A 19,172-nucleotide genomic window follows, 5' to 3' on the forward strand; every position below is an offset into this window, starting at 1 on the left:
GACTTTAAAGCTTATTCTTGGCTGCTGAACAAACTCACCAAACATAATGCGGTGATAAAACTGGCCCAAAAGAGAATATGCAATGCTAGCTGTAGCTTCAGCGGCAACAAAGGGCTTTCATCAATCATACACTCGGAAACATTCGTAGGGCTGTACCGAATATGCAGCGCGTCGCCGGGGCCGAACCCCATAATAGAGGAAGTATTCAAATCAGTTACAATCCTGACCAGTTGATTAGCTGGCGTGGCGAATTCGACCAAGGCCTTACGTTGACTTGAATGCCCAAGGCCGGACCACTGCCAATCCACTAGATGCCCAACCGCTGGCAGGCCCTTAGCTAACAACCTTCTCTGTTGAATATAACGCTTGATAGCAGCACATAAGCCCCCACTTCCAACTACCAGAAGTATTCCCAGAAAAACTAACATCCCTATCTAAGCTACAAGCCCAAACGCTGCCAGCTCCTCCCAAACGCGGTGCACGGGCAGGCCCATAACGTTGAAGTAGGAGCCTTCGAGGTGGGTAACGGCCACCATCCCGATCCAGTCCTGGGCCCCGTAGGCCCCGGCTTTGTCGAGGGGTTGGTAGTGGCGGACGTAGTGCTCGATTTCGGTGGTGGTCAGGGTACGGAAATGGACCCGGGTTTCGTCGGAAAAAACCACTCTCCGGCCATCGGCGCCCAGCAGGCAGACGCCGGTGTATACCTCGTGGGCGCGGCCCTGCAGGCGCTGGAGCATGGCCACGGCCTCGGCATCGTCGGTGGGCTTATTGAGCACATCATCGTCGAGGCAAACTATTGTATCGGCCGTGAGCACCAGCTCGCCAGGGGCTAGGTCGGGGGCGTAGGCGGCGGCTTTGTGGGCGGCCAGGTACTCCGCAATTTCCGCCCGGCGCAACGTGTCGGGGTAGGTTTCGTCGACTTCGCGCAGGCGGATTTCGTACTCCAGGCCCAAGTCGGTGAGCAACTGGCGGCGGCGGGGCGAGCCGGAGGCCAGCACCAGCCGGATACCGACCGGCGGCACGGCCAGGGCGGCAGGCCCGGACGAAGCGGCGGAAGCAGCTAGGTTATTCGGCGGCGCGGAAGGCGTCATAGAACGGGGCGGTGGTTTCGGCGTCGGCGATGCTGCTGAACAGGAAGCCGCCGATGGTTTTGGGGTAGAAGAACGTGGATTTGGGCGGCATCACGGCCCCCGAGTGGCAGACGCGCTCCACTTCGGCCATGCTCACTTCATTGGTGATGAAGGCGGCCCGGGCCTCGCCCCGGTCTACGCGGGTGAGACACTCGGGGAAGTTGCGCACGTAGGCCACGCCGGGCCACTGCCGCTGGGCTTCGGGGCCCACAATGCCCAGCACTTTTTCGAGCACGAAGTAATGGAGCACCGTCAGGTCGAGGTTTTTGACCTCGGGCGTGGTGGGCCAGTCGAGTTGGGCGTGCACCTCGGGCCGCAGGCGGATTTTGTACGCCTCCCCTTCGCCCAGATACAGCCCGAAGGCCCAGGGCTTGCCGGCAATGCGCTCGGGTAGGCCATAGGGGTCTTCGAGGGGCAGAATAGTGAAGTAGGGCTCCAGGCGGCCCAGCAGCTCGGCGGGCGTGCCAATGCCAGGCAAATCGAGTAGCAGCCGATGGGTGGGCAGAATGCGCAGGTCGTCGGCCGCGGCGTTGGTCAGGTACATGAGGTGGTAGTTCCAGGCCTCGTGGCCGGTGTAGGCCGCCCCGGCCGCCGCCCGGCGGGCCTGCCGGTACACCAGCGAGCCTTCGTAGCGGTGGTGACCATCGGCCAGAATCACTTCCGGGCGGGCGGCCAGCACCCGCTGGAAATGCCGGATCACGGCCACGTCCTGAATCACGGCCAGCACGTCGCGGGCACCCTGGTAGTCTTCCTCGGTTTCGTAGAGCGGGTTGCGCATGGCCTCATCCAGGTAAGGCTCCAGCTCGAAGGCGTCGTCGCGGTAGAGGCCATGGGTGGCGCTGGTCTGGAACTCGGTGCGGGCCAGCAGTTCGGCCCGGTCGTCGACGGCCCCGGGCAGCGTGTTTTCGTGGCGCAGCATCACGTTCTCCGTCCAATCGGTAGCCTTAATGTGGCACATGAAGCCCTTGCGGCAATACTCACGGGAGCTGCCCGGCAGCCGGAAGTACTGGTAGTAGGCATAAATGCCCGGCAGCTCGTCTTGGCGCAGTACGCCGGCCTGCTCCCACTCGTGCAGGCGGGCGCGGGCCGCACCAGCCGCATCGGCGCCCCGGGGCACCGAGAGGTGGATGCTGTTAAGCGGGTTCTGGTAGAGCGCCTCGCGCTGCTTGGGCGAGACGACGTCGAAGAGCGGCGACACCAGCTGGTCGATGCGCGGGCTCAGCTCCGGCCCGTAGCGCCAGCCCCGGATGGGTTGAATTTCAGCCAAATCGATTGGGTGATGAAGTTATGGGGTAACGGGATGCAAAAATACTGTCATGCTGAGCGTAGCCGGAGGCGAAGCCGAAGCATCTCTACCGCTTTGTTGCACCCGATAGGATTACCATTGCGGTAGAGATGCTTCGCCTCCGCAGCGCTGTGCTCAGCATGACACCGTTTTCGTATCCTCTCTACGGGGCCAGCCGGTTCAGCTGCCAGCCGCCCTCGTGCTGCTCATACACGATGCGGTCGTGCAGGCGTGAGGGGCGGCCCTGCCAGAATTCGACCCGGTGGGGGCGCAGCAGGTAGCCGCCCCAGTGCGGCGGGCGAGGCAGCGGCTCCTGGCCCTCGAAACGGACGGCTACTTCGTGCTCGCGCAGTTCCAGGGCCTCGCGGCTCTCGATGGGCTGGCTCTGGGGCGAGGCCCAGGCCCCGATCTGGCTGCTGCGGGGGCGGCTCTGGAAATAAGCAGTCGACTCCTCTTCTGTCACCTTTTCTACCCGGCCCTCGATGCGGACCTGCCGTTCGAGCCCGGGCCAGAAGAACGTGAGGGCGGCCAGCGGGCTGCCGGCCAGCTCCTGGCCCTTGCGCGAGTCGTAGTTGGTGTAGAACAGGAAGCCTTCGTCGTGGGGCAGCCCCTTGAGCAGCACGATGCGGGCGGCGGGCTGGCCCGCGGCGTCCACAGTGGCCAGGTTCATGGCCGTCGGCTCATCGAGGCGGGCGGCCACGGCTTCGTCGAGCCAGGCCCGAAACTGGACTACCGGGTGGGCCTGCACGTCGGCTTCGCCGAGGGTACGCTGGGAGTAAGTCTGGCGCAAGTCGGCCAGTTGCTGGTCGGTCATTTTTTGGAGCTATTAGCGGAGAGCTGTTAGCTACTAGCTTTTTTTCCTAGAAGCTCCTCACTGGAAGCTCCTCAAACGAGAGCTAACAGCTAACAGCTAATAGCTCTCAGCTAACAGCTCTAGTCAAACAAAGGTACTACAATGCGGCGGGGCCGGAACCCCGCGCCCCCCGGGGGCCGTAAGAACAATTACACCCGCAACAGTTTTCGCTATTCCCCAAAAAAGCTAACAGCTAATAGCTCTTGGCTAACAGCTAAAAAATATGCCACGTCTTCGTCCGGGCAGTCTGCTCATTTCCCAACCGTTTCTCGGCGACCCCAACTTCGAGCGCACCGTGGTGCTGCTCTGCTCCCACTCCGACACCGACGGCTCGTTCGGGCTCGTGCTCAACCGCCCGGCCAACCTGCAGCTCGGCGACGTGCTGGAGTTGCCCGGTGGCGATGCCCTGCCCGCCGCGGCCACGCCCCTCGGCGTAGGCGGCCCCGTGCAGCCCGACACGCTCCACTTCCTGCACCAGTTGCCCGAATTGCCCCAGGCCGTGAGCCTGGGCGGGGGCGTAGGCTGGGGTGGCAACTTCGACCGCCTGCTCGATGGGCTCGTGGGTGGGCAAGTGGCCCCCGCGCAAGTACGCCTGTACGTGGGCTATTCGGGCTGGACGGCGGGGCAGCTAGCCGAGGAGGTGAAGGAAAATGTCTGGATCATTGAGCCTAATGCTGCCGCGAAAGTGTTTACTTTGACCACCGATGCCTTTTGGCAGGCCATTTTGCGGGAAAAGGGCGGCCGTTACCGGATGCTGTCCAACTACCCCACCGACCCGAGCCTCAACTAACGCCCCACCCCAACGCTTCTTCACCTTGTGCCCTGCCCGCCGGCAGGGAGTTTTTCCTGAATCCTATGCTACCCGACGACCAACCGACCCCCACCGGCGCTTCCGCCCCCGACGCCAACGCTACTGAGTCGCCCCAGCAGATTCTGGCGCGTCGTCTGGCCGAGCTCAGTGCCAAAACCGATGCCCCGGCCGCCGACAACGCGACCCCAGCTGCCGCCGACATCACCGAGCGGCCCGCCCAGGGCACTGCACCCCTGCCCGCCGACCAGCCCGCCAGCGCGGGCACAGCCGAGCCTTCGGCCGCGGCAAGCGAGGCTACTGCTGCCGCATCGGAGCAGCTGGAGCAGCCAGCTAGCAGCGTACCTACGCCGCCTGCGCCCAACGCCACCGCGCCGCCCGCCGAAATGCCCGAACCGCACCATGAGCTGACTTCGGAGCAGGAAGCCGCCACGCCCGCCCAAACGGACAAGCCGAAACAGGCTACCGATCTGGCCGATCAGCCAGCCGCCGAAGCACCCCACGTGACGCCCGTAGTGGACGTACCGACCGACGAAACCGTAGCCGAGGCCCTCGAAGCCACGCCCGGGGTTGGGTCGCTGCCCACTTCCTCCGATTCGCCGGCCAGCCCCGACACCACGACGGCCGAGCACAAACCGGCCGCCCGGCCCGCCAAACCAACGGCCCCGACCGTAGATTTCGACAGCCTCGATCTGCCCGCCCAAGCCGCCCACCTGCGCGGGCTGTTGGGCCAGGCCAACGCGGGCAAAAACCGCAAGTCCATCACCGACCTGCACCGCCGCTACGACACGGGCCGCAAAACCGACCGCACCGAGCAGCGCCGCCTATTCGTGGAAGCCGGCGGCACGGCCGAGGAGTTTGCTTACGCCGAGCCCGCGGGCCACACCGAGCTCAGCCAGAGCTACCAGGATTTCCGGGCCACCAAAGTGCGCGACGCCAAGGCCGAGGACGAGCAGCGGGCCCAGAACCTGACCCGTAAGCAGGAATTGCTCGGCCAATTGCGCCAGTTGGTAGAATCAGCCGAAACCGAGGATAGCTCGGCCCGCATCAAGGCTCTCCAAACCGAGTGGAAAGCCACCGGCCCGGTGCCCCAGACCGACTCCCAGGAGCTCTGGAACAGCTACCATGCCCTGCTCGACATCTATTACAACAACCGGGGCCTGTTCTTCGAGATGAAGGAGTTGGACCGCCGCCGCAACCAGGAAGCCAAGGAGGCCCTGATTGTCCGGGCCGAGGCCCTGGCCCAGCAGTCCAACGTGAACAAAGCGCTGCAGGAGCTGCGCCAACTGCACGAGGAATGGAAACACATCGGCCCGGTGCCCAACGAGCAGCGCGAGCCGCTGTGGCAGCGCTTTTTGCAGGCCTCCGAGCAGGTACACGCCCGTAAGCAGGAGCTACTAACGGCCCGCAGTGGCCAGGAAACGGCTAACCTGGAGGTTAAAACGGCCCTGTTGGCCCAGATAATACCCTTCGGCGAGTTCGAAACGGAACGCGTGAACGAGTGGCGCGCTAAAACCGACGAGCTCCAGCAGCTCAAGCAGCAGTGGGATGCCGCCGGCCTCGTGCCCCGCAAAGAAGCCGAGCAGGTGAACAAGCAGTTCTGGGGAGCCTACAAGGGTTTCTTCCAGAAGAAGAACCAGTTTTTCAAAGCTCTCGACGAGGAGAAAAGCACCAACCTCCAGCGCAAGCTCGAAATGTGCGAACAGGCCGAAGCCGCCCTCCAGAGTCCCGACTGGGACGCCGCCCGCCAGACCGTTATCCGCCTGCAGAAGGACTGGAAACTGGTGGGCCGCATCCCCGAAAAGCAGTCGGATAAAGTCTGGAAGCGGTTCCGTACCGCCTGCGACGCGTTCTTCGACCGCAAGAAGGAGGAAGGCCGCCAGCGCGAGCAGCAGGTGCAGCAGCTCAGCGAGGAGCAAACCCAGCACCTGACCACTGCGGCCGAAACCGTAGCCGCCCTCTCGGCCGACCAGCCGGGCACGCTCGAAGGTTTCCGCGAGCAGGTAGCCGCTTGGCGGTCGTTCGACGGCGCGACCCGCCCCCAGGCCGAAGACCGGTTCCAGAAGCTGATGGAGCAGTACCTGACCCAGGTGCCGGACCTGGCCTACGCCGACCGCGCCGACCTGCTCTTCAGCCTGCAGGTAGAGCGCCTCAAAGCCTCCCCCGACTCGCAGCAGCTGCTTTATAAGAAAGAGCAGGCACTGCGTCGGGAAATCAACGAGTTGGAAAACGATATTTCGACCCTGCAAACGAACCTGGAGTTCTTCGCCCGTTCCAAGAATGCCAACCAGCTCCGCGAGGAGTACCAGGGCCGCATCGACGAAACCCAGGGCCGCATCGAGGGCCTTAAGCGCCAGTTGCGGGCCGTGCGCAGCTAACCTGGCTCCCGACCAACAGTAAGCCCCCGGTGGCTGCCAATTGGCAGCCGCCGGGGGCTTACTGTTGGTCGGGAGCCAGGTTAGCTGCGCACTATTCCCTCTGCTTAGAGCGTGTTTGGGTATTAGGTGATGCGGCGGTTCAGGCACATGGTGGTATTGGCCAGCAACAGCCAGCAGACATGACTGGCGGGGGTGTATTCATAGTCCACGGCCAGCCGTCGGAAGCAGGCCAGCCAGGCAAAGGTGCGTTTCACGACCCAGCGTTTGGCGACGGGCACAAAGCCGCGCTGGGTGGGTGGCTGGCCACCTGATGCTGGAGCCCGAGGCCGCGCAGGTGGTCGGCGAAGCGGCCCCGATAGGCCGCGTCGGTGAGCACGGTCTGTAAGCGGGCCGCCCACCAGGGCCGATGGGGCAGCAAGCCCAGGGCCCCACGGCTGTCATGCGTGTTGGCCGCGTGTACATGCGCGGCCCGGATACACCCACCCAAGTCGATGAAAATCTGCTGTTTACGTCCGTTGACGAACTTACCCCCGTCCAGCCCCGATGCTCAAAAATACGCGGAGCAAGTTTGACACTTTGGCTCTCGACACAGGCCAGCGAGGGCAACGCCTCGCGTGCTTCCCGCAGCCGGTCCAAGGCATGGAGCACCGTATTCGAGCGTGCCCAGAGTCCGGTTTACTGCCAGCGGTAGCAATAGTAGTAGACCGCCGTCCAAGCCGGGAATTCGGCCGGCAAGGGCCGCCATTGCCCGCCGGTGCGACAGACGTAGAGTAGGGCGTTGAACACGTGGCGCAAACACAGGCGGCGACGCCGTTGCACAGGCAGCAAGCACGCTATAACTTGCCACTGCGAGTCAGTAAGGGGTTGATAGCCGTCAACCATAAGCAGAACGGAGCCTAGAAACTCCGCCTGCAACTTACTGACTCGTTCCTATTTACCCACTATCCCAATTCCCAAACACGCTTTTAACAAGGTCAGAGAGTGGCCGCGCAAGGCTGAAAACAGGCATTAAATTGTCTCACAAGCGGGATCGAACGAAACGCAAAAAACCCGGAAAACGCCTTTCTCGGTGCGAGAAAGCATTTTCCGGGTGCTTCGGTAGGGATAATGTGAGCCTCCTGTCGGGATCGAACCAACGACCTACTGATTACAAGTCAGTTGCTCTACCAGCTGAGCTAAGGAGGCGGGGAAGTGGCACAAAAGTAGCTGCTACCGATGAGGCCGCCAAGGCTTTTATTGATTTTCCTGCTTCAAATACGATAACTGGCTGATTATTCAGTCAATAAAAGAACCTTTATCAACCCGGCACGGGGGCAAGAATCATTTTCTGCCCTGTCAAGCTCATTGCTCGTGCTTTCCAGCCCCCTTACTTCTTTAGACGGCGGTATCTCCGGAATCCGGTGGGCGGGTTTGTTGAGATGACCCCGACAAATGAGCAGCGGCCGGCAGAAGTTGGCTATCCAAACCCAGGATAGCCCCGAATCCGGCGTGGGGGTCCATTGTGCGGGACCCGCGCCGGAAGTATCGGCGGAATGTAGGGGCGCAATAGTAACTATCACTATAAAGCCTTTAACCATCTCTGAAACTGCCTAAATGGAGCAGTTCCAGAGATGGTCAGGCCGGGCGCTACCCGCCGGACAGCTACTGCGGGGCCGGGGTGGCGGCAGTTTCCTCCTTCACTAGGTCCATGTGGCACTTAGGGCACTGGCCAGGGCTGCCTTCGTGGATTTCCGGGTGCATAGGGCAAGTGTAGCTCACGGCGGCCATATCGGCGGGCATGGCCGTGCTGTCGGTGACCATGGCCGGAGCACCGCTCATCGACGTTTCAGGGGTCGTTTCGGTGGTGCTTTTGTTTTCGGAGCAGCTGGTGGCCGCGAAGCCGATAGTGGTGAGGGCCAGAGCCCAGGTGGTGATTTTCAGCATAAGTGAGAAGTGAGAAGTGAGAAGTGAGAAGTGAGAAGTGAGAAGTGAGAAGTGAGAAGTGAGAAGTGAGGTACTGGGATTGAAATTGGTGGGTTGCGTTAGTGAAGCCAAAGTTACATGACCATACCGCTCATTTCGGTGCCAGGGCCTTGGCGCAGAGTAAACTCGCTCTGCAGCAGGAAAGCCCCCGACGTGACGACCCGGTCGCCGGGGCGCACGCCGGCCGTAACGGGCACGGCATTGGCCGAGGCGGCGCTGGTGGTTACGCGTGCCCGCCGAAACTGCCGGGGCCCGGTCTGGAGCCAGACGTAGCTACGGCCGCCGTCGTGGATGATGGACTGCTGGGGCACCAGTACCGGCCCCTGAGCAACCGAAGTCCCGGGCCGGCCAGCCCCCCCGGCCGGCGCGGGGGTAGCGGGCGCCGGGCTGGCCGGGAGCAGCACGTTGGCGGCGGAGCCGGGCTGCAGGCGGCCGTCGGGGTTGGCTACTTCTATGCGGGCCAGGGTAACGGGGCCGCTACCCGTACGCTCGGGGCTGAGGAACACCACCCGGCCGGGACGGGTATCGGCCGTGCCGGGCACCTGCACCCGCACGGCGGTACCCACCGGCAGGCGGGCCAACTCGGCCGGATACGCCTGGGCCTCCACCCACACCCGGCTCAGGTCGGTGAGTGTGAGCAGGGGGCTGCCCTCGGCTACGTATTGGCCCTGCACCACATTCAGGGCCTGCACCGTACCGGTTTGGGGACTGTAGTAGGTGAGCAGGGCCTCGGGCCGACCGCGCTTTACCAGCGCCCGCAGCTGGCCGGCGGTAACGCCCAGCAGCCGCAGCTTTTGGGCCGTAGCCTCGGCAAAGCGGGCATAAGAGCCCTCCCCGCCCGGTTCGCGGCTTTGGGCGCGGGCCAGCAGGTATTCCTTCTGAAGCGTCTGGAGCTCTTCACTGTACACCGAAAACAACGGTGCCCCCCGGCGCAGCACCTGGCCGGTCTGGCGCACGTAGAGGCGGTCGATGCGCCCGGCCACCCGGCTGCTGACGCTGGTGGTGCGGTTGGCATCGGGCGTGACGGTGCCCGTAAGCACGGCCGGGGGCGGGTTCTGGGCAAAACCTGGCGCCGTAGGCTCATTACCGGAAGCCTCCGCTCCCACCGTACTTTCTGCCCCCCCCGCCCCCACCACCTGAGTTTGGATATTGCCCAGCTGCACCTGCTGGGCAGTCAGAATCAGGTCGGCGGCGGCGGAAGCGGTGCCAGAAGCGGCCGGGGAGCCGGTGCCGGGCCGGGGCACGAGGTCCATGTGGCAGATGGGGCAGCTGCCGGGCGGCGGCCTGCACCTGGGGGTGCATGGGGCAGGTATAGCCGCCGGAGTGCGCCGCCGCTTCGGCCGCCGTGGTTTCCGCAGTAGCTGTGGGCGCGGGTGCCCCTGCCTGGGCAACAGGCGCCACCGCTACCAGATCCATGTGGCAGATGGGGCAGCTGCCGGGCGCGTCCTCGTGGATTTGCGCGTGCATGGGACAGGTGTAATAGGCCACGGCAGCGGCGGTATCGGCCGTTGGCTTGGCTTTCTGGCAGGCCGACGCGCCCAAAAGTAGCAGCAGCAGGACCAGCAGCAACGGCTGGCCGAGCAGGTGCCTGCCAGCCCGGCCCGGTCGCCGGAGCGAAGTGGCCTTAGCGACGGTCAGGGGCAGTTGCATCATTAGAAGTTGCTTGAATGAAACCTTCACTATCAATTAAGTACTGGCCGTTGGCGGCCACGTTTTCATCGCCCCGCAAGCCGCTCAGCACCTGCACCTGGGTGGCGGTGCGCTGGCCCACCTGCACCGCCACCGGCACGAAGGTGGCCCCGCGCTGCACGAAGGCAATCTGGCGGGTGCCCAGGTCCACGACGGCGGTTCGGGGCAGCCAGAACGCACTGGGGGCAGCGGCAGTTGGGGCAGTTGCGGCGGCCGAAGCGGCCCCGGCCACCAGCCGGGCCGTGAGGCGCTGCCCCCGGCGCAGCTCGCCGCGGGGGTTAGGCAGGTACACCCGCACGGCGGCGGTGCTTTCATTGGCCCGGTACTCGGGCTCCACAAAATCGAGGCGGGCAGACAGCAGCTTGGTCTGCCCCTCTACCGCCACTTGCAGCTGCTGGCCGGGCCGCAACCGGGCCAGCTCGGCCGGCGTGGGCTGAAACAGGCCCCACACCTGATCGGTGTTCATCACCTGAAACAGGGCCTGGCCGGTCCTCACGTAGGCCCCTTCGGTGAGGCTTAGCTGGCTGCCAGCCGCGGCAGGCATACCCCCGGCGGGCGGGGCCGTGGCGGCTTCCGTTGCCCCTCCACCGCCACCCGGGCCGGCCGACATTTCTACCACGTAGCCATCGTAGGGGCTGAACACGGCCACCCGGTAGGTGGGGCGGCGGGTGCGGGCCAGGCCCTGAAGTTGCGCTTCGGTGAGGCCCAGCAGGGCCAGCTTGCGGCGGGCACCACTGACCAGCGCCGCATTGTCGGCGTCGTTTTCAAGCACGAAAATATACTCCTGCTCGGCCGTTACCAGCTCGGGGCTGTAGAGCTCAAGCAGCTTCTGGCCCCGGCGCACGGGTTGGTAGTTGAAGCGCACCAGCAGCCGTTCGATGCGCCCTCCGAAACGGGCGGCTACCACCCGGCTCCGGCGCGGGTCGTAGGCTACCACACCGGGCAAACTGAGCGTGTCGGCCACTACCGCGCCAGCCCCAGCCCCACCGGCGGCTCCAACGGGCACCGGCCGCACCGTGGCCACGGTGCTGAGCACGGCCGCGTTGGGCTCGGCCAGCACGTTATCAAGGCGCGTCCCGACGCTCGCGGCGGCGGCGTTGCTCATCAGCTTCGGCACCAGATCCATGTTGCAGATGGGGCAGCTGCCGGGCGCTTCCCGAATGATTTGCGGGTGCATGGGGCAGGTGTACTGCTGAGCCGCCGACGTAGCCACCGGCTGGGCCGGGGCCGTCGATTCGGGCCCGTGGGCCTGGCCTTTGCAGCCGGCCAGCAGCAGTAGCAGCCCGAATGCCGGCAGCCACCCGAAGGTGCGAGGGCACGGGCGAACGTCATGCTGAGTCTGTCGAAGCATCTCTACCGCTTCGTTGCTGTCGTTTAAGTTACTAGTGCGGTAGAGATGCTTCGACAGACTCAGCATGACGTTCTTCCAACTCCCCTTAGCGTTTTTTATACTGCTGTTCATGGCCTTATTGCTCAAGTTCTTGGTCGTACTGCACGCGCAGGGTGAGGAGTTCATTCTGGGTGTCGAGGTAGGTAAGGCGCATGCGTAGCCAATTGTCGAGGGCCTCCACCACGGCCGGCAGCTGGGCCGTGTTCTGCTCGTAGGCCAGCAGCGTAACCTGGTAGGTTTTGTGCAGGGCGGGCAGAATATGGGCCTCGAAGTTAGCCACCTGCTCCTGCCGGGTTTGCAGGTTTGATTGCAGGGTGCGCAGGCGGCCGGTGGCGTCGTTGAGCAAGCTAGCCCGCTGCTGCTGCACGGCCTGGGCCTCCAGACCCAGCGCGGCGGTGTTGGCCTTGTACTCGCGGGCCGACCACGGCGCGAAGGGCAGCGTGACCATGCCCATGAGCGTGAACTGGTTGGGCCGGGGGCCGATACCGTTCATGTGGTCGTAACGGATGCCGAACTCGGGGCGGCGGCGGTTGGCCTCTACCTCCCGGCTCAGGCGTAGCACGTTCAGCTGCTGGTTGAGGCCCCGCACATCGCTACGGGCGGCGGCCAGGTCGGTGGTATCGGCGGGCAGCAGGCCGGCGGTGGTAGCGGGCAGCAGGGTGTCAACGGCAAACTCGGCGGCCGGGTCGCGGGCCATGAGCGTGTTGAGGGCAATGCGGTTCTGGCGCAGCTGGCCGTACAGCTCGGCGTGGTCGTTGCCGTGCATGGCCACCCGCGACTGCACCTGATAGATGTCGGCCAGGCTGCTCTGGTTGTAGGGGTAGCGGGCCTGGGCAATCTTGAGCAGGAACTCCAGTAACTCCTGGCTCCGGTCGAGCACGCGCAGCTTCTTTTCCAGAATCACCTGGTTGAAGTACAGCCCCCGGGCCTGGCTCCGCAGCGTGTTATACAGCGCCCCCTGGTCGGCCTGCTCCACGGCGGCCTGGCCAGCCAGGTAGGCCCGCTTGGCCCGCTGCCGGGCCGGGTTCGGAATCATCTGCTCCACTCCTACCATCCGCATGCCCCGCTCGCCGGCCATTTCGGCACTTTGGGGCGCGCTATACGGCTTCATGAAGTAGCCGGCGCTGATGCGGGGCGCCTCCCAGCTCGTAGCCCCCGCCACGGCCGCCGCCTTGGCCCGGGCCCGGTAGTCGTACTCACGCAGGGCCGGATTAGCCCGTTGCACGGCGCTAAGCACCGAATCAAGCGGCAGCAGCTGCTGGGCCCGCGCCAGCGGGGCGCTGGTGAGGAGCAGGAGGAGAAATAAGATGTAGCGGTTCATGGTCGTCGTTTTGGCGTTGCGCCTCACCCCCCGGCCCCCTCTCCTTCAGAGAGGGGGAGCCACGGCGGCGTGGTTTTTTTTGTTGGCTTTGCTATCCGTAATGCAGTTGTTAAAGCTAAATTCTGACTGCCACACAGCGCACTATTTTCGGCCGTCTGGCTCCCCCTCTCTGAAGGAGAGGGGGCCGGGGGGTGAGGCTAATGCGTGACTTCTAGCACGTCAATCTTGCCGAATTTACGCAGCTCGTACTCCTTGGTCATCAGGAAGATAAGCGGCGTAACGAGCAGGATGTGGGTCGAGGAGGTGAATACGCCGCCAATCATGGGCAGCACGATGGGCAGCATCACGTCGGAGCCCGTGCCGGTGGCCCAGAGCACCGGCACGAGCCCGAACAGGGCTACCGACACAGTCATCAACTTGGGCCGGAGGCGCTTGGCGGCCCCGTGAAATACGGCCTCGCGCAGGTCGTGCTTCGTAATCGTCTCGCTCGAATTGCCCTTGCGGGCCACCAGTTGCTGCATGGCATCGTTGAGGTAAATGACCATGATGACGCCCGTTTCGACGGCCAGCCCGAACAGGGCTATGAAGCCCACGGCCACCGCCACCGACAAATGCACCCCGTAGAAGTACACCAGGTAGGCCCCGCCAATGAGGGCAAACGGAATCGTAACCAGACTCAGCAGCGCCTCGCGCACCGAGTGGAAGGCGAAGTACAGGCAGCCAAAAATCACGACCAGTACGATGGGCAGGATGAAGAGCAGCGTGCGTTGCGAACTGATGAGGTTTTCGTACTGCCCGCTCCACTCCAGGTAGTAGCCGGCCGGGAGCTTGCCACCCCGCTCCTGCACCCGCTGCATGGCCTCCTGCACGGTGCCGCCCAGGTCGCGGCCCCGCACGTTAAACAGCACCGCCCCGCGCAGCTGGGCGTTTTCGGAGTTGATCATGGGCGGGCCGTTCTCGAAGCGCAAATCGGCCACCGCCGAGAGTGGCACCGGGCCGTAGTCGGTGGTCTGGATGGGGATGCGGCCCAGCGCGGCCACGCTGTTGCGGTAGTCCTCGGCCAGGCGCACCCCGATGGCGAAGCGGCGGCGACCCTCCACGGTGCTGGCCACCGGAGCACCACCAATGGCGGTTTCCACCACCTCATTCACCTGGTCCACGCTTAGCCCGTAGCGGGCCAGCTGGTCGCGCTTGAGGTTAATCTGCAGGTACTTGCCGCCCGTAATCGGGTCCACGTACAGGTCCTCGACGCCCGCCACGCCGGTCAGGGCCGCCCGCACCCGTTGCGAAACCTGGTAAATCGTGTCGAGCTGCTGGCCGTACACTTTCACGCCCACATCGGTCCGGATGCCGGTGCTCAGCATGTTGATGCGGTTGATGATGGGTTGGGTCCAGCCATTGACGACGCCCGGAATCTGGAGTTTCTGGTTGAGTTCGGCAATGAGCTTGGCCTTGGTCATGCCCTCGCGCCACTCGGCGCGGGGCTTGAGCTGGATGATGGTTTCAATCATACTCAGCGGGGCATTGTCGGTGGCCGTGCTGGCCCGGCCGGCCTTGCCGAGCACGCCCTTCACCTCCGGCACCTGCATAATAATGCGGTCCTGTACCTGCAAAATGCGCTTTACCTCCGTGTTCGACACGTCGGGCTGGGTGATGGGCATGAACAGAATCGAGCCCTCATCGAGCGGGGGCATGAACTCGGTGCCCAAACTCAGCAGCAGCGGAATGCTGAGGGCCAACAGGGCCAGGTTGATGCCGATGGTAGTTTTACGCCAGGTCAGGCACCAGTTAATCAGCGGCGCGTACACCCGCTCCAGGCCCCGGTTGATGGGGTTCTGGTCCTCGGTTTTGAACTTGCCCTTCATAAAAAAGGACAGCAGTACCGGGGCCAGCGTAACGGCCAGCACGGCGTCAATGAGCAGGATAAACGTTTTGGTGTAGGCCAGCGGATGAAATAGCTTGCCCTCCTGCCCGGTGAGCAAAAAAACCGGCAGGAACGAGGCCACAATAATGATCGTGGAGAAAAATATCCCCCGCGACACCTGCTTGCTGGACTTCTCGATAATGGCGAGGCGCTCTTCGTTGGTCATGTGGTGGGGGTTTGAGGGCCGGAGGGTAAGGTGCCCGATTCTTCGGCTGCTTGGTACAGGGCCAGGTTACGGTAGGCGTTTTCGGCCATCACGATGCCGTTATCGACGATGACGCCGATGGCCAGCGCAATGCCAGTGAGCGACATGATGTTGGAGGAGATATCGAAGGCGTTGAGCAGGATGAAGCTCGTGGCGATGGTAATCGGAATCTGGAGCAGGATGCTCAGGGCGCTGCGCCAGTGGAACAGGAACACCAGCACCACCACCGACACCACGGCCATTTCCTCCAGCAGTGTGTGCTGGATGTTGGTCACCGACTCCTCAATCAGCCCGCTCCGGTCGTACACGATATCGAACGACACGCCGGCGGGCAGGCCCTTGGCGACTTCCTTCATTTTGGCCTTCACCCGCGTGATGACCTCGTCGGCATTCTCGCCGTAGCGCATCACCACAATACCGCCCACGGCCTCGCCCTGGCCGTTGTGGTCGAAGATGCCCAGGCGGCTCTCGCCCGTCATCTGCACGGTGCCCAAGTCGGCGAGGCGCAGGGGTACACCGTTGGCGCGGGTGCGGACCGGCACGTTTTCGAGCGTGGCCACGTCCTGGATATAGCCGCTGGTTTTGATGATGTAGCCCACCCCGGCCTGCTCAAATTTGCGCCCTCCGGCCTCGTTGTTGTTGCTGCGCACGGCCGCCAGCACCTCGGGTAAACTCACGTTGTAATAGGTGAGCTTGGTGGGGTCCACGGTTACCTGGTACTCGGGCTGGAAGCCGCCGAAGCTGGCCACCTCGCTCACGCCGGGCACGGTCTGCAGGCCGAACTTCACGTACCAGTCCTGCAGGGCGCGCTGCTCGCCCAGGTCGAGTTTGGGGGCTTTGAGCACGTACCAGAGCACGTGGCCCACGCCCGTACCGTCGGGGCCGAGGGTGGGCGTGAGGCCGGCCGGCAGCAGGCGCTGGGCGTAGTTGAGGCGTTCCAGCACCCGCTCGCGGGCCCAGTATACGTCGGTATCATCCTCGAAAATGACATACACGAAGCTCATCCCGAACATGGAGGCGGCGCGCACGGCCCGCACCTGGGCCAGGCCCTGCAGGTTGGTCACAAGCGGGTAGGTCACCTGGTCCTCGATGATCTGGGGCCCGCGCCCGGCCCATTCGGTGAACACGATTACCTGGTTTTCCGACAGGTCGGGGATGGCGTCGATCTTGCTGGCCCGCACCGAAAACACGCCCCACACGAACAGGCCGGTGGCTATCAGCAGTACCAGCCCGCGGTTGCGCAGGGAAAGGGAAATAAGCCGCTCAATCATTGGATTCCTAAGCTTTTAGCTGACAGCTTTTGGCTGCTAGCTTTTCTCGACCGGATTCAGGACGGGTCGAAATCCTGGCTGGCGGCGTTTTTTAAGCTGTTAGCTAATAGCTTTCATCTAACAGCTTAAAAAAGCACGCGCAAAAGCCCACGGCCACAAGGCCGGGGGCAGCAGAAGGAAGCCAGGAAGCTAAATCAGGAAGGCGTGGCCGCGCACGTAGGCGGGGCAGGCAGGCGGAGGCGGCCCAGAGGCCACCCGCAACCGCGGGGCCGGCTCATCGGCCGGGTAGGTAAGAGCCAGGTGGCGCACTACGCGCAACGCGGGCGGAGCCGGCAGGGCTACGGGAGCCACCAGCTTTAACTGGGCGGTGGTCAGCTTCACGTCCTTCAGCGAGCTGGCCACTTTCTGGTCGTGGCAGCAGCCCTTCATGCCCTTCACCGGCTTAGCCGATTCGGGGCAGCAACCGGCTGGCTCCCCCACCCCGCTCAGGCTCACACCCGTTACCTGCTGCCCGCACAAGTGCAGGCTGTACACCAGCCCGGGGCTGGCAAACAGGTAAGCAAGGAGCAGCAACAGGCTGGCAAGGCGTTTCATGAAAGGCAAGCGTTTAGCCGGAGTTCGGCCCAAAGATAAGCAAACCAGCCGGGTCGGGGTTTGCACAATTCAGCGGACAGGATTAGCGCTAGATGAACTGACTCAGCAGCACGAGTACGCCCACAGCCAGGTAAATACCGAAGCGCTGGAGCTGTAATTTGGGTGGATGATGAGCACACATATCCACTTAACCCCCGGCAGCTGCTTCTGGTTCGCGGGTGGTAGCATCAGCATGCCTAACCCACATCATAAAAAAAAGCCGTCAAGTGCGGAAGTCTCACTCCCTCAAAATTTCATTCGCTGAATGCGGACGGCGTTCAGAATGGCCAGCAACGCCACGCCTACGTCGGCAAACACGGCTTCCCACATCGTGGCCAAGCCGCCTGCACCCAGGGCCAGCACCACGCCCTTCACGATGAAGGCCAGCCAGATGTTCTGCCATACTACGCGGTGCGTGGCGCGGGCGATGCGGCGGGCGGTGGCGATTTTGCTCGGGTGGTCGGTCTGAATCACCACGTCGGCGGTTTCGATGGTAGCGTCGGAGCCGAGGCCGCCCATGGCGATGCCCACGTTGGCCAGGGCCACTACCGGGGCGTCATTCACGCCGTCGCCTACGAAGGCGAGCTTATGGCCTGCGTCGAGGTACTGCTGCACGTAGCGGGCCTTGTCTTCGGGCAGCAGGCCGCCGTGGGCCTCGGTAATGCCCAGCTCGGCAGCCACGCGCTGCACGATGCTGTCCTTGTCGCCCGAGAGCATAACGAGCTTGGTGATGCCGTCGGCTTTCAGCTCCCGCACGGCCTGAACGGCGTCGGCCTTGGGGGCGTCGGCCACGGTGAGGTGGCCGGCGTACTGGCCATCCACGGCCACCACCACAATGCTGTCCACGACTTCGTCCACTTCAGGCGGATAGGCTACGTCAAACTTGCGCAGCAGCTTGGTGTTGCCGGCCAGCACGTCGTGGCCATCCACGCGGCCGCGCAGGCCATGTCCGGCAATTTCCTGCACGCTTTCTACCGGCACGCCTTGGGCCGCGTCGGCCGCGTGTTTTACCACAGCTTTGGCAATGGGGTGGGTTGATTTGGTTTCGAGCGCGCCGGCCAGCCGCAGCAGCTCGGGCGTTTCGGTACCGGGGGCGGGCACTACCTGCCGCACGGCGAATACGCCCTCGGTGAGCGTGCCGGTTTTGTCCATTACCACGGTGTCGATTTCGCGCAGCACGTCGAGGAAGTTGGAGCCCTTGAACAGAATACCGTTTTTGGAGGCCGCCCCGATGCCCCCGAAGTAGCCCAACGGAATGCTGATAACCAACGCGCAGGGGCAGGAAATCACCAGAAACACCAGCGCCCGGTACAGCCAGTCGCGAAACACGTAATCGTCGACCACAAAAAACGGCACGAGCACCAGCAGCACGGCCAGCACCACTACGATGGGCGTGTAGACCTTGGCAAATTTGGTGATGAACTGCTGGGTTTTGGCCTTGCGGCCCACCGCGTCCTGCACCATGGCCAGGATCTTACTCAACTTGGTGTCTTTGAAAGCGGCCGTCACGGTCACCTGCACCAGGCTTTCGAGGTTGATCATGCCGGCCAGCACGGTTTCGCCCGTTTGCTTGGTCTGGGGGGCCGATTCGCCGGTGAGGGCGGCCGTGTTGAAGCTGGCCGCCGGACCGTTGAGGGTGCCGTCGAGGGCCACTTTCTCGCCGGGCTTCACTTCCATCACGTCGCCCACCTGCACCTGCTGGGGCTCGATAACCAGCGGCCGGCCCTCGCGCACCACGGTCACCTCGGTGGCCTGGATTTCGAGCAGGGCCCGGATGCTGCGCTTGGCCCGGTTCACGGCCGCGTCCTGGAACAGCTCGCCCACGGTGTAGAACAGCATCACGGCCACGCCCTCGGGGTATTCGCCAATGGCAAAGGCCCCAAGCGTAGCCAGGCTCATCAGCAGAAACTCGTTGAAGATGTTGCCGCTCGGAACACTCAGCACGGCCGCCCGCAGCACCTTCCAGCCCACCAGCAGAAACGCCACCCCGTACCAGATAGGCCGCACGAGCCCCGCGAAAAACGGCACGTCGAAGTAGTCGAGCGCAATACCGGCCAGCAGCAAAACCAAGCTCACGGCCGGCCACAGATACGGCCGCTCGCCCACCGGGCCGTGGTCGTGCCCGTCGTGCGAATGGCCGTCGTGCTCGTCGTGGTCGGCCTTATCGGTGGGCGCGTGGTCCTGGCCGCGGGGGGCAGCGGCGGCGGCGGGCGTGAGCTGCTCGCGGGTGAGGGCGCCTACATTGATCAGGTCCACCTGCTTGGCGGTGTTCAGGTCTTCATTGAGTTTATCGGGGTTCGGGTTGGGCATCAGGACGGGGTTA

The 19,172-nt window shown here is 63.8% G+C and carries 18 protein-coding genes and 1 tRNA gene; 2 read left to right on the plus strand and 17 right to left on the minus strand.

Annotated features, from left to right (window positions below):
* Positions 1 to 11 precede the first annotated feature (11 nt).
* The 4 genes from CDA63_RS05845 to pdxH form a co-directional block, all read right to left on the minus strand.
* Positions 12 to 428: a DUF3592 domain-containing protein gene (locus CDA63_RS05845; protein WP_088463518.1), complete on the minus strand. Its 417-nt coding sequence runs from the start codon at positions 426 to 428 to the stop codon at positions 12 to 14.
* 6 nt (positions 429 to 434) lie between these two features.
* The gene (locus CDA63_RS05850; protein ID WP_088463519.1) at positions 435 to 1,091 is read right to left on the minus strand and encodes a Maf family nucleotide pyrophosphatase; all 657 of its coding nucleotides are present in this window, start codon (positions 1,089 to 1,091) and stop codon (positions 435 to 437) included.
* Positions 1,066 to 2,397, minus strand: a complete 1,332-nt coding sequence (locus CDA63_RS05855) for a DUF1015 domain-containing protein (RefSeq protein ID WP_088463520.1) — start codon at positions 2,395 to 2,397, stop codon at positions 1,066 to 1,068. The genes CDA63_RS05850 and CDA63_RS05855 overlap by 26 nt, the downstream gene beginning before the upstream one ends.
* Before the next feature lie 181 nt (positions 2,398 to 2,578).
* Positions 2,579 to 3,229, minus strand: coding sequence for a pyridoxamine 5'-phosphate oxidase (pdxH, locus tag CDA63_RS05860; RefSeq protein ID WP_088463521.1), 651 nt, complete (start codon positions 3,227 to 3,229; stop codon positions 2,579 to 2,581).
* A gap of 262 nt (positions 3,230 to 3,491) precedes the next feature.
* Between pdxH and CDA63_RS05865 the strand changes: the two genes are divergently transcribed.
* Positions 3,492 to 4,058: a YqgE/AlgH family protein gene (locus CDA63_RS05865; protein WP_088463522.1), complete on the plus strand. Its 567-nt coding sequence runs from the start codon at positions 3,492 to 3,494 to the stop codon at positions 4,056 to 4,058.
* A gap of 65 nt (positions 4,059 to 4,123) precedes the next feature.
* Positions 4,124 to 6,454 (plus strand): DUF349 domain-containing protein, encoded by a 2,331-nt coding sequence (locus tag CDA63_RS05870; protein ID WP_088463523.1) that lies wholly within the window; start codon positions 4,124 to 4,126, stop codon positions 6,452 to 6,454.
* 122 nt (positions 6,455 to 6,576) lie between these two features.
* Here CDA63_RS05870 and CDA63_RS21540 read toward each other — a convergent pair whose 3' ends face one another.
* From CDA63_RS21540 to CDA63_RS05930, 13 genes are all read right to left on the minus strand, one after another.
* Complete coding sequence (locus CDA63_RS21540; protein ID WP_262490645.1) at positions 6,577 to 6,708, minus strand: hypothetical protein; 132 nt, start codon at positions 6,706 to 6,708, stop codon at positions 6,577 to 6,579.
* Positions 6,705 to 6,992 carry a transposase gene (locus tag CDA63_RS05880; protein WP_262490646.1) on the minus strand — a complete coding sequence of 96 codons (288 nt, stop codon included), beginning with the start codon at positions 6,990 to 6,992 and terminating at the stop codon, positions 6,705 to 6,707. Before CDA63_RS05880 ends, CDA63_RS21540 begins: the two co-directional genes overlap by 4 nt.
* 137 nt (positions 6,993 to 7,129) lie before the next feature.
* Positions 7,130 to 7,336 carry a transposase gene (locus CDA63_RS05885; protein ID WP_088463526.1) on the minus strand — a complete coding sequence of 69 codons (207 nt, stop codon included), beginning with the start codon at positions 7,334 to 7,336 and terminating at the stop codon, positions 7,130 to 7,132.
* A gap of 230 nt (positions 7,337 to 7,566) precedes the next feature.
* Positions 7,567 to 7,639, minus strand: a tRNA-Thr gene (locus tag CDA63_RS05890).
* Between the two features lie 456 nt (positions 7,640 to 8,095).
* Positions 8,096 to 8,377, minus strand: a complete 282-nt coding sequence (locus tag CDA63_RS05895; RefSeq protein WP_088463527.1) for a heavy metal-binding domain-containing protein — start codon at positions 8,375 to 8,377, stop codon at positions 8,096 to 8,098.
* Positions 8,378 to 8,490: 113 nt separating this feature from the next.
* Positions 8,491 to 9,579 carry an efflux RND transporter periplasmic adaptor subunit gene (locus tag CDA63_RS05900; protein WP_242434573.1) on the minus strand — a complete coding sequence of 363 codons (1,089 nt, stop codon included), beginning with the start codon at positions 9,577 to 9,579 and terminating at the stop codon, positions 8,491 to 8,493.
* Positions 9,500 to 10,069: a heavy metal-binding domain-containing protein gene (locus CDA63_RS21265; protein ID WP_242434565.1), complete on the minus strand. Its 570-nt coding sequence runs from the start codon at positions 10,067 to 10,069 to the stop codon at positions 9,500 to 9,502. The genes CDA63_RS05900 and CDA63_RS21265 overlap by 80 nt, the downstream gene beginning before the upstream one ends.
* Positions 10,041 to 11,456, minus strand: coding sequence for an efflux RND transporter periplasmic adaptor subunit (locus CDA63_RS05905; protein WP_165768212.1), 1,416 nt, complete (start codon positions 11,454 to 11,456; stop codon positions 10,041 to 10,043). Before CDA63_RS05905 ends, CDA63_RS21265 begins: the two co-directional genes overlap by 29 nt.
* A gap of 115 nt (positions 11,457 to 11,571) precedes the next feature.
* Positions 11,572 to 12,816, minus strand: coding sequence for a TolC family protein (locus CDA63_RS05910; RefSeq protein ID WP_088463530.1), 1,245 nt, complete (start codon positions 12,814 to 12,816; stop codon positions 11,572 to 11,574).
* A 197-nt stretch (positions 12,817 to 13,013) separates the two neighbouring features.
* Positions 13,014 to 14,906, minus strand: coding sequence for an efflux RND transporter permease subunit (locus CDA63_RS05915; protein WP_088463531.1), 1,893 nt, complete (start codon positions 14,904 to 14,906; stop codon positions 13,014 to 13,016).
* Positions 14,903 to 16,216, minus strand: coding sequence for an efflux RND transporter permease subunit (locus CDA63_RS05920; RefSeq protein WP_088463532.1), 1,314 nt, complete (start codon positions 16,214 to 16,216; stop codon positions 14,903 to 14,905). Before CDA63_RS05920 ends, CDA63_RS05915 begins: the two co-directional genes overlap by 4 nt.
* Before the next feature lie 189 nt (positions 16,217 to 16,405).
* Positions 16,406 to 16,810 (minus strand): HYC_CC_PP family protein, encoded by a 405-nt coding sequence (locus tag CDA63_RS05925; RefSeq protein ID WP_088463533.1) that lies wholly within the window; start codon positions 16,808 to 16,810, stop codon positions 16,406 to 16,408.
* A gap of 285 nt (positions 16,811 to 17,095) precedes the next feature.
* A complete protein-coding gene (locus tag CDA63_RS05930) occupies positions 17,096 to 19,159 on the minus strand; it encodes a heavy metal translocating P-type ATPase (RefSeq protein WP_088463534.1) in 2,064 nt (687 codons plus the stop codon).
* Between the last annotated feature and the right edge of the window lie 13 nt (positions 19,160 to 19,172).

The sequence above is a fragment of the Hymenobacter amundsenii genome (genome assembly GCF_002204745.1).
Taxonomy (GTDB): domain Bacteria; phylum Bacteroidota; class Bacteroidia; order Cytophagales; family Hymenobacteraceae; genus Hymenobacter; species Hymenobacter amundsenii.

Bases quoted from the DNA above. Each gene is read 5' to 3' on its own strand.
- CDA63_RS05845 (WP_088463518.1), bottom strand. From the start codon at position 428: ATGTTAGTTTTTCTGGGAATACTTCTGGTAGTTGGAAGTGGGGGCTTA.
- CDA63_RS05850 (WP_088463519.1), bottom strand. From the start codon at position 1,091: ATGACGCCTTCCGCGCCGCCGAATAACCTAGCTGCTTCCGCCGCTTCG.
- pdxH (WP_088463521.1), bottom strand. From the start codon at position 3,229: ATGACCGACCAGCAACTGGCCGACTTGCGCCAGACTTACTCCCAGCGT.
- CDA63_RS05865 (WP_088463522.1), top strand. From the start codon at position 3,492: ATGCCACGTCTTCGTCCGGGCAGTCTGCTCATTTCCCAACCGTTTCTC.
- CDA63_RS05870 (WP_088463523.1), top strand. From the start codon at position 4,124: ATGCTACCCGACGACCAACCGACCCCCACCGGCGCTTCCGCCCCCGAC.
- CDA63_RS05885 (WP_088463526.1), bottom strand. From the start codon at position 7,336: ATGGTTGACGGCTATCAACCCCTTACTGACTCGCAGTGGCAAGTTATA.
- CDA63_RS05895 (WP_088463527.1), bottom strand. From the start codon at position 8,377: ATGCTGAAAATCACCACCTGGGCTCTGGCCCTCACCACTATCGGCTTC.
- CDA63_RS21265 (WP_242434565.1), bottom strand. From the start codon at position 10,069: ATGATGCAACTGCCCCTGACCGTCGCTAAGGCCACTTCGCTCCGGCGA.
- CDA63_RS05905 (WP_165768212.1), bottom strand. From the start codon at position 11,456: ATGCTTCGACAGACTCAGCATGACGTTCGCCCGTGCCCTCGCACCTTC.
- CDA63_RS05910 (WP_088463530.1), bottom strand. From the start codon at position 12,816: ATGAACCGCTACATCTTATTTCTCCTCCTGCTCCTCACCAGCGCCCCG.
- CDA63_RS05915 (WP_088463531.1), bottom strand. From the start codon at position 14,906: ATGACCAACGAAGAGCGCCTCGCCATTATCGAGAAGTCCAGCAAGCAG.
- CDA63_RS05920 (WP_088463532.1), bottom strand. From the start codon at position 16,216: ATGATTGAGCGGCTTATTTCCCTTTCCCTGCGCAACCGCGGGCTGGTA.
- CDA63_RS05925 (WP_088463533.1), bottom strand. From the start codon at position 16,810: ATGAAACGCCTTGCCAGCCTGTTGCTGCTCCTTGCTTACCTGTTTGCC.
- CDA63_RS05930 (WP_088463534.1), bottom strand. From the start codon at position 19,159: ATGCCCAACCCGAACCCCGATAAACTCAATGAAGACCTGAACACCGCC.